The organism is Wenjunlia tyrosinilytica (assembly GCF_014646055.1).
Taxonomy (GTDB): Bacteria; Actinomycetota; Actinomycetes; order Streptomycetales; family Streptomycetaceae; genus Wenjunlia; species Wenjunlia tyrosinilytica.
This window is the reverse complement of record NZ_BMMS01000009.1, coordinates 160,336-173,207: the sequence shown is the minus strand read 5'-3', so window position 1 is coordinate 173,207 and position 12,872 is coordinate 160,336. Positions and strand designations below refer to the sequence as shown.

Here is a 12,872-nt window from a genome sequence, read left to right as displayed (position 1 = left end):
GAGCCACATGTGTCGTCCGCCACACGGCCCGGAATCAGCCTGTGACAAAGACAAACGGCCTGTGACAGAACCGGCCCGTGACAATGGCCTGTGACAACGCGGCCGCGACCGGCCGTCCCCCGTCCCTCCTCGTACGCGCGACCCCGTACGCGCCGTCCCGTACGTGCCACGGTGACGCGTGCGCCATAGTGGTGCCAGCCGGGCACGCACCCGCCAAGAACCACCGAGAACCACCGGGTGCCGTCCCTGCGCCGGTCTGCACGGAAGGGGCCGGACAGGGTGCCGTACCCGGCACGTTGAGGCGATACCCACTTCGGTTAAGGACACAAACCTGAGTACCGCAGCAGTCATTCCCGCCGCAGGCAAGGGAATCCGTCTCGGCCCCGGGGCGCCCAAGGCGCTGCGCACGCTGGGCGGCGTCCCGATGCTGGTCCACGCGGTCCGCGCGCTCATCCGCGCCCGCGCGGTCACCCTTGTCGTCGTGGTCGCCCCTCCGGACGGTGTGAACAAGGTCCGCGCCCTCCTCGACAGCAACGGCCTGCCGGAGAGCAAGGAGATAAGGGTCGTCGCCGGCGGCGCCACGCGCCAGGAGTCGGTGCGGCTCGGTCTCGCCGCGCTCCCGGAGGCCGTGGACACCGTCCTCGTTCATGACGCCGCCCGCCCGCTCGTCCCCGTCGACATGGTGGACGCGGTCGCCGAGGCCGTGCGCGCCGGCGCCCCGGCCGTCGTGCCTGGCCTGCCGCTCGCCGACACCGTCAAGCAGGTCGAGCCGGCCGCGGGGTCCGCCAAGGGCGCCCCCGAGGCAGTCGTGGGCACCCCCGAGCGCGCCCTCCTGCGGGCCGTGCAGACCCCGCAGGGCTTCCGCCGGGACATCCTGGTGAAGGCCCACGAGACCGTCGCCGCCACCGGCGAGGGGGCGACCGACGACGCCGGGATGGTGGAGCGGCTCGGCACCCCCGTGGTCGTCGTCCCCGGGCACGAGGAGGCGTTCAAGGTCACGCGCCCACTGGACCTCGTACTCGCGGAGGCCGTCCTGGCCAGGCGGAGGGCCAACGATGGGTACTGAGCTCCCGCGGCAGCCGCTCCGGCGCCCGCCGCTGCCGCGGACCGGCATCGGCACGGATGTGCACGCCTTCGTGAAGGGCCGCCCGCTGTGGGTGGCCGGGCTCGAGTGGGAGGGCGCCGAGTACGGCCTCGCGGGCCACTCCGACGCCGATGTGGTGGCGCACGCCGCCTGCGACGCCCTGTTCTCCGCGGCCGGGGTCGGCGACCTCGGCGCGCACTTCGGCACCGACCGCCCGCAGTGGTCCGGAGCCTCCGGAGTGACCCTGCTCGCGGAGGCGGCCAGGATCGTGCGCGAGGCCGGGTTCGAGATCGGCAATGTGGCCGTCCAGGTCATCGGTGTGCGCCCCAAGGTCGGCAAACGCCGTGAGGAGGCGCAGAAGGTGCTCTCGGCGGCGGTCGGCGCCCCCTTCTCCGTCTCCGGTACCACGACGGACGGGCTCGGCCTCACCGGCCGGGCGGAGGGCCTGGCCGCGATTGCGACCGCGCTGGTCTACCCGGTCGAGTCCCCGGCCTCCTGACGCCGGGTCCCGCCGGGGTCCCGGCGGGACCCGCCGGCCCCGCCGGATGCGCCTGCGCCGGCTGCGCCCCGTCGGCTTGCGCCCATGCCGGCTGCGCCCATGCCGGCTGCGCGTGCGCCGCGCCGCCGCGCCCGCGCTGCCCGGTGGCTGCCTCGCCGTAACGGCTTCCGGCTTTATGACGCAGATGGTTGATCGTCGCGGGAATGCGCAAGGCGGGGGCAGAGTTGGGTACGGATTGGGCGGACCGAGGAGAGCACCCGCGTGCCTGCCCGCGTCCCGTGCCGCGTCCAGACTCGAGGAAGAGGCGACCCAAGGTGGCGACTGCACTGCCGGACACCGTGAAGAAGCTGCTCAACGGCCAGGCGTTCGCCAGTGTGGCGACCATCCAGCCCGACGGCAGTCCCCAGCTGTCCATCGTGTGGGCCAAGCGTGACGGCGACGACGTGCTGTTCTCCACGGTCGCCGGACGCCGCAAGCACGAGAACCTGGAGCGCGACCCGAGGCTGAGCCTGCTCCTCAAGGACGAGGCCGACCCCTACGTGTACGCCGAGATCCGGGGCACCGCGACCATGACCACCGAGGGCGGGCGCGAGCTCATCGACGAGCTGTCCCGCAAGTACATGGGCAAGGACTACGCGTACGACACCCCGGACACCGTCCGCGTGGTGGTCCGCGTCACCCCGCGCAAGGTGGTCGGCAATATCTGAGCCCCGCGCGGACCGCTCCCCGACCCCCGGCGGTGCCGCGAGCCCGTAGACCCTCGTAACGCAAACGTGACGGCTGAGTCCCCGTGCCCGGAAAGGTCGCGGGGCACTGCCGCACGCCCACTACCCTTGTAGCGTGACTATTCGCCTGTACGACACCAGCGCCCGGCAGGTCCGTGACTTCACACCGCTCGTGCCGGGGTGCGTCTCGATCTACCTGTGTGGCGCCACCGTCCAGGCACCGCCGCACATCGGGCACATCAGGTCCGGGCTGAACTTCGACATCATGCAGCGGTGGTTCCGCTACCGCGGCTACGACGTCACGTTCGTCAGGAACGTCACGGACATCGACGACAAGATCATCCGCAAGTCGGCCGAGCAGGGCAGGCCGTGGTGGCAGATCGCCTACGAGAACGAGCGGGCGTTCAACGACGGCTACGACGCGCTCGGCTGCCTGCCGCCGACCATAGAGCCCCGCGCCACCGGCCATGTGCCGGAGATGATCGAGATGATGCGCGAGCTCATCGAGCGCGGTCACGCGTACGAGTCCGAGGGCAATGTCTACTTCGACGTGCGCTCGTTCCCCGGCTATCTGGACCTGTCCAACCAGGAGCTGGAGAACCTCCGCCAGCCCGAGAGCGAGGGCGAGCTCGGCAAGCGCGACCAGCGCGACTTCGCCATGTGGAAGGCCGCCAAGCCCGGCGAGCCCAGCTGGGAGACCCCCTGGGGCCGCGGCCGGCCCGGCTGGCACCTGGAATGCTCGGCCATGGTCCGCAAGTACCTCGGCAGCGCGTTCGACATCCACGGCGGCGGGGTGGACCTGGTCTTCCCGCACCACGAGAACGAGATCGCGCAGAGCAAGGCGTGCGGCGACGGGTTCGCCCGGTACTGGGCGCACAACGCCTGGGTGACCATGTCCGGCGAGAAGATGAGCAAGTCGCTGGGCAACTCGGTGCTCGTCTCCGAGATGGTCAAGCAGTGGCGACCCATCGTGCTGCGCTACTACCTGGGCACCCCGCACTACCGCTCCACCATCGAGTACAGCGAGGAGGCCCTGCGCGAGGCCGAGTCGGCGTTCGCGCGCATCGAGGGCTTCGTGCAGCGTGTGGTGGAGAAGGCTGGACCCGTGGAACCCGCGGCCGAGGTGCCGCCGGCCTTCGCCGAGGCCATGGACGAGGACCTGGGCGTGCCGCAGGCCCTCGCCATCGTGCACACGACCGTCCGCCAGGGGAACTCCGCCCTCACCGCGGACGACAAGGAGACCGCGGTCGCCCGTCTGGCCGAGGTGCGTGCGATGCTCGGAGTGCTGGGTCTCGACCCGCTCGACGAGCAGTGGGCCGGAGCCGGCAGGGGAGACGATCTGCACGGGGTGGTCGACTCGCTCGTCCGCCTGGTGCTCGAGCAGCGCCAGGCGGCACGGGCACGCAAGGACTACGCCACGGCGGACTCCATCCGCGACCAGCTCGCCCAGTCGGGCCTCGTCATCGAGGACACCCCGTCCGGACCGCGCTGGCAGCTCAGCGGCAAATAGCTCCACGAAAAGCTGCAGCGCCAGGAATAGCTACAGCGGGGGGCGGGGCCAGGACCCCATCGAGGCGGCGGCCGACAGTCGGCCGCCGCCGGGGGGCGGCCCCGCCGTCGCGCTGTGATCGACGTTTGAGGCTGTGTCTCGCCGGGACCACACCCGGCCTTCCAGCCGTAATGATTGAAGGAAGTGCAGATCATGGCCGGGAACAGCCAGCGCAGGAACCGCCGCACCTCGTCCAAGAAGGGCGCGCAGGTCGGCACCGGCGGGCACAGCCGCAAGGCGCTGCGCGGCAAGGGCCCGACCCCGCCCGCCGAGATGCGCAAGGGCCACGCCAAGCAGCGTGCCGCGAACGCCAGGGCCAAGCAGGCGACCCGCCGCCCGCAGCAGCGCCGCGGCGGCGGCCGCACCAGCTCCGAGCTGGTCACCGGCCGCAACCCGGTGGTCGAGGCACTGCGCGCCGGGGTGCCCGCCTCGGCGCTGTACGTCCAGCAGTACATCGAGAACGACGACCGCGTACGTGAGGCGCTCACCCTCGCCAACGACCGCGGCATCCCGCTCATGGAGGCCCCGCGCCCCGAGCTGGACCGGATGACCAACCACATGAACCACCAGGGCCTCGCGCTCCAGGTGCCGCCTTACGAGTACGCGCACCCGGATGACCTGCCGGAAGGCGCTTTCGACGTCTCCGAGGACCCGCTGATCGTGGCGCTGGACGGGGTCACCGACCCGCGCAACCTCGGCGCCGTGGTCCGCTCCGTCGCGGCCTTCGGCGGCCATGGCGTGGTGGTGCCGGAGCGGCGCGCGGCCGGGATGACCGCGGGCGCGTGGAAGACCTCGGCGGGCACGGCGGCCAAGGTGCCCGTGGCCAGGGCCACCAACCTCACCCGGGCGCTGGAGACCTACCAGAAGGCCGGCATGACCGTGATCGGCCTCGCGGCGGACGGCGATCTGGAGCTGACCGAGCTTGAGGCGCTCGAGGGCCCCGTCGTGATCGTGGTCGGCTCCGAGGGCAAGGGACTGTCCCGACTCGTGGGCGAGACCTGCGACTTGACGGTCCGGATTCCCATGCCGGGCGGGGCCGAGTCCCTCAACGCCGGTGTCGCCGCCGGGATCGTCCTGTACGAGGCCGCGCGCCGCCGCGCGTGACCGTCGCCGATCCGCGCCCGGCCTTCGCTGATCTTGGTTGACGGCGGCCCGTCAATTACTGCGTGTCCTCTGCCGAGTTCACTCGGTTAGTGGGACGTGGACACCAGAACAGCCCCACGCCCGTCGGGGGGACGCGCTCAGGGGATAGACGAACCCGCCATCAGCGCCGTGAAGGTGCCGAGCGACCCTGCCCAGGTCATCGTCAATCACGCGAGCTTCCGGGTGAAGCTCGCGCAGCCCCTGCGCTCCCGCAGGACGGACCAGTTCTCGCGGCCGCTCTTGTGGGGGACCTCCAGACCGGCGCACACCGTGTCGGAGGACACCGCGCCGCTGCCGGCCGTACCCGCGTCGGGACGGCCGGCCTCCGGCATGCTCGCGGGCGCTTCGCGTACGCGCGCGGGCATCGGCCCGGGCGCGCGCCCGGGAAGCCGCGCGCGGGTCACCCCGGTGATGTGGAGCGGCCGTACCGAGCCGGGGGACTTCGCGGCGACGCAACTGCTCGACGCGGTGCAGGGCGGCGCGACCCGGCTCGTGCCGCGCGTCGGCGTGGGCCTGCTCGACGCCGAACCGCTTGCGGCCCGCACGTCGCTCATCGGCCGCCCCCGCGGCCCCGAGGCCGGGGGCGACCTGCCCGGCCGCCCGTTCGCCGGGAACGACCACGAGCCCGACGGCGGGGACGACGACGGCTACGAGGACGACTACGACGACGGGTACGACGACTACGGCGAGCGGGCCCGGGAGCGCTCCGGCGAACCCGCCCACCACGCCCGCCCCCGCCGCAACCCCGGCCCTGTCCTCATGCCGCTGCGCATCTTCCTCGGCGGCATCTCGATCTACGCCGGGATGAGCAAGCTCTGCGACCCGGTCTTCTTCGACGGCGGCGACCGCGGCTCCATGGTGCAGTGGCTGTCCGGCCTGCACCCGTGGGCCGCGGCCGAACCGCTGCGTGACCTCGCGCTGGCCCACCCCGTCGGCGCGGGCCTGACGGTGGCGTTCCTCCAGATCGTCGTCGGCATGCTGTCCGTGCTCGGGCTCTGGCAGCGGGCCGCGGCCGTCGTCGGGATGCTCCTGTCGGCGGTGTTGCTGCTGACCGTGAGCTGGCGCTCCGCGCCCGCCTACGACGCCCCGGACATCATCTACCTGGCCGCCTGGAGCCCGTTGCTCATCGCGGGCGCGCCCTACTACTCGCTCGACGGGCGGCTGGCCGCCCGGGCCTGGCGCAAGCTCGGGCCGCGGGCCTCGGCGTACTCGGTGCGCCGCTGGGTGCTGCGGCGCGGCGCCACGATGACCACGGTGGTCACGGGACTGACCCTGATCATCGGCTCGCTGCTCGGTGGCGCGGTGCGCTCGAGCACGTTCCACACCGACGTTCCCGGCCCCAGCGACCTGCCCACCAACAACCAGCAGGGCTCCCCGCTCCCCGTCACCGAGCCGCCCGGCCACCCCCGGCGCTCGCACGCGCCGTCGCAGTCGCCGAGCTCGACTCCGTCCGCCGACCGGCCGTCGCCGACCCACTCGGCCACCCAGCCCCCGGTCGTGCGGCAGCCGACGGCCGGCACCACCACCGGTTCCGGCGCGGCGACCGCCGGCGCGGGGCAGCCGACGCAGGGCAGCGGGACGCTGCAACAGCACCAGCCGCCGACGCAGGCACCCCCGAGCCACGCTCCGGACCCGGCCCCGCCGTCCGGTGGCAGCGGCAGCGGCAGCGGCAGCGGTGGAGGCGGCGGCGGTGGCACGGGCGGCGGCTCCAGCGGAGGCGCTCTCGGTGGAATCCTCGGCAGCGATCTGCTGGGGATGCCGGGCCGCTCGCCGGGCTCGTCGACGTCGGCGTGAGGTAGGTGTCCACGTCGGCGTCGGCGCGAGAGCGGTGAAGGCGGCGTAGCGGGCGGCGGCCGACCGGATGGATTCCGGTCGGCCGCCGCTGTGTTCGCTTGCCGGGCTGCGCCGTTCGCTTGCCGGGCTGCGGCGTCCGCTTGCTGGGCCAAGCCGTTCACTCGCCGCGCTGCGGCGTTCGCTTGCCGCTGGGGCCGGGCCCCCTACTTCTCCTTCTGGCCCAGTTCCTTGGCCGCCTCGGTGAGGTCCTTGGCCGTGTCGATCGCCCGCCAGTAGGCGCCCTGCGGGATCGGGAACCCGGCGAGCCTGCGTTCCCGGGCGAGCCGGGGGAAGGTCGTCCGCTCATGGTCGCCGCGCTCGGGCAGCAGGCGGGTGAACTCGGGGGAGAAGACGTAGACGCCCGCGTTGATCAGGTAGGGCGAGGGCGGGGACTCGATGAAGTCCAGGACATGCCCGAACTCATTGGTCTCCACGGCGCCCCACGGGATCCGCGGGCGGGCGAGGGCGAGCGTCGCGGTCGCCGCGCGCTCGTGGTGGAAGGCGGCCATGTCCCGCAGCCGGAACCTGGTCCAGATGTCGCCGTTGGTCGCGTACCAGGGCTCGTCGGGGCGCGGCAGGGACGCGGCCGCGTACTTCAGGCCGCCACCGCGGCCGAGCGGTTCGCTCTCGACGACGGTGCTGACCCGCAGCGGGAGGTCCGCGCCGGAAAGCCACTCCTGGAGGACTTCGGCGAGGTGGCCGCAGGAGACGACGGCGTCGGTGACGCCTTCCTCGGCCAGCCAGTTGAGCTGATGGCCGATGATCGGGATCCCGGTGCCGGGGATCTCGACCATCGGCTTGGGCCGGTCGTCGGTGTACGGGCGCAGCCTGGAGCCCTGTCCGCCCGCCAGCAGGACAGCCTGGGTGACGGGCGGGGAGGGGTGGTGGGCACCGTTCATGACCGGCACCTTATGCGGTGCCGAACCGGGGTGCCGACCCGGCGGGTCGGACCGTATCCGGTGGGCCACCTCGGTGCGGCGCGCGGTCGGTCAGTGCGCGGTCATGACCCCGGTCGCGAACGCGGTGTCGCAGACCGGCCGGGACCACTTCTGCGCCCGGTAGGTGTTGCCGCCGTAGAGCGCCACGGTGGCTCGGCCGAGGGAACGGGCGATGGAGGTGCAGTACTTGGCCAGCGACGGCGTGCGCGCCATCTCCTGCTGGAGGTGGGTCAGCGCGACGCCGGGGCCGTCGCTCTGGAGCTCGTTGAGCAGCCGCTGCCGCAGGGCACCCTGCGGGGTGGCGGCCCTGCTTGCGGCGTCCGAGGAGATGGCGCTCTTGTCGTGCGACGCCGCGGTGAGTACCTGTGCGTCCGAGCCCGATGTCGCCCACGGAACCCGGGTGACCGCGAGGGTCCCGGAGAGCACCATGACGACCGGGAGGACGAATGCGATGGATTTGCCGATGCGGCGGGCTGCCTGGTTCACGTCCGGAAGCGTATCGCTCAGTGATGATATGGCGACATTTAGTCACCCCGACGAGCGATGGATTTCACCCGGCTCGGATGCATGATGTTGACGCAGTCCGCCTCCAAACCCCTTTCTGCCCCCTTTGTTCCGCTCTGCGGAGCCCGTTCCCCGGCTTCCGTGTCCCCGCTAGTCGGCCATGTCCGCGTGCGCGACCACCTTGTCGATGCGCACGCGGACGAGGAGCTCGCCCGGCACCCCGTTACGCTCGCCGAACTCCTCGGCCCGGTCCTCGCCCATGTAGCGGCCGCCGATCCTCGCGGCCCAGGTCCGCACCTCGCCCAGGTCCTCGGAGACCGTCACCGCCCCCTCGAGCATCACGTACGAGTACGGGGGGCGGTCGTCGTCCACGCACACCGCGGCCCGTGCCCCGGGGGCACGCAGGGTGCGGCCCTTCACCGACTCCTTGGCCGTGTTGAACACCAGGTCGTCGCCGTCGAGCAGGAACCACACGGGCGCCACGTGCGGGCGGCCGTCCTTGCGTGTCGTGGCCACCTTCGCCGTGCGGGTGCCGGTCAGGACGAATTCGCGCCATTCGGCGTCGGTCATGTTTCGCATGCGGTCATCCTGCGCCACAACGCGGACGGCCGCCCGCCCCGGGGACGGGACGGGCGGCCGAATCACACTGAGGGGCCGGCGGGAGAGGCGGCGGGAGACTAGTCGGTGAGGCGCTCACCGGTGCTGGTCGAGAACACGTGGGTCTCGCCGGCGCGCGGGACGACGTGGACCGTCTCGCCCTTCTCCGGCACCTTGCGGCCGTGGACGCGGACCACCAGCTCCTTGTCGTCGCCGTCGAGGTGCGCGGTGCCGTAGACGTTGCTCTCGGAGCCGAGCTCCTCAACGACGTTGACCGTCACGGGGACACCGGCGGCCTCGTCCTTGGACAGGCCCTTGGCCTCACCGTTGACGATGTCGAAGTGCTCCGGGCGCACGCCCACGGTGACCGTGCGGTCGCCCTTGGCGGCGGCCTCGGCCACGGCGTCGCGGTTGACCGGCACGACGGAGTTCCCGAACTTCACACCGCCGTCGACGATCGGGACCTCGACGAGGTTCATGGCGGGGGAGCCGATGAACCCGGCCACGAACAGGTTCGCCGGGCGGTCGTACATGTTGCGCGGGGTGTCGAGCTGCTGGAGCAGGCCGTCCTTGAGCACCGCCACACGGTCGCCCATCGTCATGGCCTCGACCTGGTCGTGGGTGACGTAGACGGTGGTGGTGCCCAGGCGCCGCTGGAGCGTCGCGATCTGGGTACGGGTGGAGGCGCGCAGCTTCGCGTCGAGGTTCGACAGCGGCTCGTCCATGAGGAACACCTGCGGCTCCCGGACGATCGCGCGGCCCATCGCGACACGCTGGCGCTGGCCACCGGAGAGCGCCTTCGGCTTGCGGCCGAGGTACTCGGTGAGGTCCAGGATCTTGGCCGCGTCCTCGACCTTCTGGCGGATGGTGGCCTTGTTGACCCCGGCGATCTTGAGCGCGAAGCCCATGTTGTCGGCGACGGTCATGTGCGGGTAGAGCGCGTAGTTCTGGAACACCATGGCGATGTCCCGGTCCTTCGGCGGCAGGTGGGTGACGTCGCGCTCACCGATGCGGATCGCGCCCTGGTTGACGTCCTCGAGCCCGGCGAGCATGCGCAGCGAGGTGGACTTCCCGCAGCCGGAGGGCCCGACGAGAACGAGGAACTCACCGTCCGCGATGTCCAGCTCGAGTGCGTCGACGGCGGCCCGCTCGGAGCCCGGGTAGATGCGTGTCGCCTTGTCGAAGGTGACAGTGGCCATGGTGATCAGGTCCCTTCACCGGCAGGAACGTGCCGGACGATCCGAGTAAAGGAGATGGTTGTCTAGTCCACTGGCCGTAGACTGCGTGTGACGCTACCCGGAGCCGTCCTCGTTTGTCAGTACCGGACGCCGACCGATTTGAGTAACGGTTCCGATCCCCTGTTGAGTACACTGCAGACGGCCCCGCCCCGGCGAGGCCACGCCGCCTTAGCTCAGCTGGCCAGAGCATCGCTCTTGTAAAGCGAGGGTCGTCGGTTCGAACCCGACAGGCGGCTCAACCACCGGGACCCCGGCTGACCAGCCAGGGAATCCCCAGAGGAGACGTTTAGACCGGCCTCGGACATCGCGTCCGGGGCCTTGTGCCTGAGCGGTGCGTGAACGGGCGTCCCGCCGGGCCCGCCCAAAGGCTCCAGCGGGACCAGATTCGCCGCCGCCTCCGCGGTCTCGGCATCAACCTGGGGTGGCAGCGTGGTGTACGTGTCCGAGCTGATCGCGATACCCGAGTGCCCCCGCGTCTCCTTGATCGTGTGCATGTCCCCGCCCGCGGCGTGGATCAGCGTTGCCCCCCATGGCGCAGATCGTGCAGCCAGCTCCCGAGGGCCCTGCATGACGCGGCATCCCGGGTGGAGACCGATCTCGACGCGTTTCGGGCCGACTGCAAGGACGTGACCGACGACGTGTCGGATCACGAGACGCGCCTGCACACCCTCGAGCGCACCCGCTGGCCGCTACCTTCCCTGGCCGCACTGACCGGAGTGGCCGCGCCACTGCTGACCCTCTACGGACTGCTGACCAAGTGAACGCGCCCCCGCTGTCCTTCGGGACTCGGAGGCGCTTTGGTCGTCCCCCCTGCAGCACGATGGCCTCCGCCGGAGCGGGGCCGTTCGTCCTTCCCCGACATCGGCCGGGGATACCGTTTTGAGTGTCGAGGTCAGAACGGAGTCCGTATGCCCGAGCACGCTGACAACACCCCCCTTACGTTCGGCCAGCGAGTTCGCCGCGCCCGTGAACGAGCCGGTCTCACCCGCCCGGTCCTCGGGGGGCTTGTGGGCCGCTCTACCGAGTGGGTCAAGTTCATCGAAACCGGCCGACTGCACATGCCGCGCCTGCCGCTGCTCCTGCGCCTCGCGGAAGTCCTGGGCATCGAGGACCTGGCCGAACTCACGGGAGAAGAACGGCTGGCCGCCGCGACCTACACCAAGGCGGTGCACGAGTCCCTGCCTGCGGTGAAGGCCGCTCTGACCACCTACCGTTTCGCGAACGACGCAGAACCGGAGACAGCGGCCGAGCTGGGGGCCCGGGTCCGGCAAGCCTGGCAGATGTGGCACGGCAGCGGAGACCACCGGACCCGCAGCGCCCTCCTGCTGCCGGACCTGCTGGCCGACTGTCAGCACGCTGCCCGCACCCTCGAAGGCACCGAACGGCGAGGCGCGCAGGTGGCGTTGGCGCAGACCTACCACCCGGCGCAGTTGTTCCTGGCGTTCCAGCCGGCTCCGGAACTGGTGATGCTCACCGGTGACCGCTCCATGGCCGCAGCGCCGGATGCCGACAGCCCGCACGCAATCGCGGTGGCGGCCTGGTACGTGAACCACGTCTTCCGCGACGCTGGCGAGCGCCATGAGGCCCGCGTGGACCTCGCCATGAAAGCGGCCAGCCTGCTCGACCCGGACCGCGGCCCGGAGGGGCTGGCGCGCTGGGGGCTGCTCCAGCTGGCCGCCGCCCTGTCCTACGCGCGGGTGGGGCGGCGTGGCGATGCGGAGCGGTACTGGGACCGCGCCGACGAGGCCGCTCGCCGACTCGGCGACGGCTACGCGCACCCGTGGCTGATCTTCGGTAGGGGCATGGTCGACGCCTACGCGGTGACGATGAACGCCGACCTGATGCGAGCGGGCGCGGCTATCGAGGCAGCCACGAGCATCGACCTCGGGCCGATGCCGTCGGCGACGCGCCGCAGCTTCCACCTGGCGGAAACGGCAAGGGCGTACAGCATGCAGGGAGAAAACGTTGCGGTTGTCCACCTGTTGAAGAAGGCATACGAGGTGTCGCCGGAGACGACGCGGTTCAACATCTTCGCCCGCTCGACTGTCTCGGAGCTGGCCTCGACGGGCAGCGCGATGATCCGCGATGACGTGCGCGACCTGACGCGTCGGCTCGGCGTGCCGGCGTAGACGGGTACAGGTTGTACCTCTCGGCGAAGGGGTAGCGCCTCTACCCCTCGCCGCACCAGGCTCACCTTACGGTCAAGACACGGGCAGTTCCGGGAGGAGTCGTTGCGGCGCCTGGCGGAGCGCATCCGCCAAGCCGGGCCGGGGCAGGTGGGCTGAGGTGTGGCAGTGCTTGTTCATCGCATCCCTGCTCGTGTTCTGGGTTGCCGCGCCTGCCGTGCTGGTGGTGCTGGCGGTCCGGCACAGCACCCTCTAGCTCCCGCTCCGGCTGTCGATGGAAGGACAGCGGCCGGCCGGAGCGGGTCACTGCAGAGCAAACACAAGTGATCACCGTGGGAGAAATCGTGATCGGCGAAGGCCCGGCACAACCCTCCGAAGCGCTGAAGTACTTCGGGGAGGTGGCCCGCCACTTCCGTGTCCGTGCGCGGCTGACGCACCAGGAACTGGGAGAGAAGCCGCACTACTCCGCGGGGCTCGTCGGCCATGTCGAGACCGTTGAGTGGCGCTCAAACCTACCGCACGCACACCGACTTCCAAGGCAGAGCGCTGGGCGCTGGGCGCTGGGCGCTGGTTCAGACAATTGCCAGCACCCCTTCCGTGGCCAGGCTCTCGTGCCGTGGACTAGTTGTGGACAAG

Annotated in this window: 12 protein-coding genes and 1 tRNA gene; 9 read left to right on the top strand and 4 right to left on the bottom strand. The window is 71.3% G+C overall.

From position 1 onward, the window contains the following. Window positions 1-304: 304 nt before the first annotated feature. From ispD to IEY86_RS12475, 6 genes are all read left to right on the top strand, one after another. On the top strand, window positions 305-1,066 hold the full coding sequence (gene ispD / locus IEY86_RS12500) for a 2-C-methyl-D-erythritol 4-phosphate cytidylyltransferase (protein ID WP_189131753.1): 762 nt from the start codon (window positions 305-307) through the stop codon (window positions 1,064-1,066). Then, a complete protein-coding gene (ispF, locus tag IEY86_RS12495) occupies window positions 1,056-1,583 on the top strand; it encodes a 2-C-methyl-D-erythritol 2,4-cyclodiphosphate synthase (RefSeq protein WP_189131680.1) in 528 nt (175 codons plus the stop codon). The genes ispD and ispF overlap by 11 nt, the downstream gene beginning before the upstream one ends. Before the next feature lie 314 nt (window positions 1,584-1,897). After that, on the top strand, window positions 1,898-2,290 hold the full coding sequence (locus tag IEY86_RS12490; RefSeq protein WP_189131679.1) for a PPOX class F420-dependent oxidoreductase: 393 nt from the start codon (window positions 1,898-1,900) through the stop codon (window positions 2,288-2,290). A gap of 133 nt (window positions 2,291-2,423) precedes the next feature. After that, on the top strand, window positions 2,424-3,818 hold the full coding sequence (gene cysS, locus IEY86_RS12485; protein ID WP_189131678.1) for a cysteine--tRNA ligase: 1,395 nt from the start codon (window positions 2,424-2,426) through the stop codon (window positions 3,816-3,818). A gap of 192 nt (window positions 3,819-4,010) precedes the next feature. Beyond that, entirely contained in the window at window positions 4,011-4,961 is a 951-nt protein-coding gene (gene rlmB, locus IEY86_RS12480) for a 23S rRNA (guanosine(2251)-2'-O)-methyltransferase RlmB (RefSeq protein WP_189131677.1), read from the top strand. A gap of 168 nt (window positions 4,962-5,129) precedes the next feature. Further along, the gene (locus IEY86_RS12475; protein ID WP_308425134.1) at window positions 5,130-6,794 is read left to right on the top strand and encodes a DoxX family protein; all 1,665 of its coding nucleotides are present in this window, start codon (window positions 5,130-5,132) and stop codon (window positions 6,792-6,794) included. A 203-nt stretch (window positions 6,795-6,997) separates the two neighbouring features. On the opposite strand, the gene IEY86_RS12470 is transcribed toward IEY86_RS12475, so the two are convergent. From IEY86_RS12470 to IEY86_RS12455, 4 genes are all read right to left on the bottom strand, one after another. Continuing rightward, window positions 6,998-7,732 carry a nucleotidyltransferase family protein gene (locus IEY86_RS12470; RefSeq protein WP_189131675.1) on the bottom strand — a complete coding sequence of 245 codons (735 nt, stop codon included), beginning with the start codon at window positions 7,730-7,732 and terminating at the stop codon, window positions 6,998-7,000. A 90-nt stretch (window positions 7,733-7,822) separates the two neighbouring features. Then, entirely contained in the window at window positions 7,823-8,257 is a 435-nt protein-coding gene (locus tag IEY86_RS12465; RefSeq protein WP_189131674.1) for a hypothetical protein, read from the bottom strand. Between the two features lie 168 nt (window positions 8,258-8,425). Then, a complete protein-coding gene (locus tag IEY86_RS12460) occupies window positions 8,426-8,854 on the bottom strand; it encodes a PPOX class F420-dependent oxidoreductase (RefSeq protein ID WP_189131673.1) in 429 nt (142 codons plus the stop codon). 98 nt (window positions 8,855-8,952) lie between these two features. Then, on the bottom strand, window positions 8,953-10,071 hold the full coding sequence (locus IEY86_RS12455; protein WP_189131672.1) for an ABC transporter ATP-binding protein: 1,119 nt from the start codon (window positions 10,069-10,071) through the stop codon (window positions 8,953-8,955). Window positions 10,072-10,272: 201 nt separating this feature from the next. Between IEY86_RS12455 and IEY86_RS12450 the strand changes: the two genes are divergently transcribed. From IEY86_RS12450 to IEY86_RS12440, 3 genes are all read left to right on the top strand, one after another. After that, window positions 10,273-10,346: transfer RNA gene (locus IEY86_RS12450), tRNA-Thr, on the top strand. 390 nt (window positions 10,347-10,736) lie between these two features. Continuing rightward, a complete protein-coding gene (locus IEY86_RS37540) occupies window positions 10,737-10,871 on the top strand; it encodes a hypothetical protein (protein WP_265804372.1) in 135 nt (44 codons plus the stop codon). A 147-nt stretch (window positions 10,872-11,018) separates the two neighbouring features. Next, window positions 11,019-12,239, top strand: a complete 1,221-nt coding sequence (locus IEY86_RS12440; RefSeq protein WP_189131670.1) for a helix-turn-helix domain-containing protein — start codon at window positions 11,019-11,021, stop codon at window positions 12,237-12,239. The last annotated feature ends 633 nt before the right edge of the window (window positions 12,240-12,872 follow it).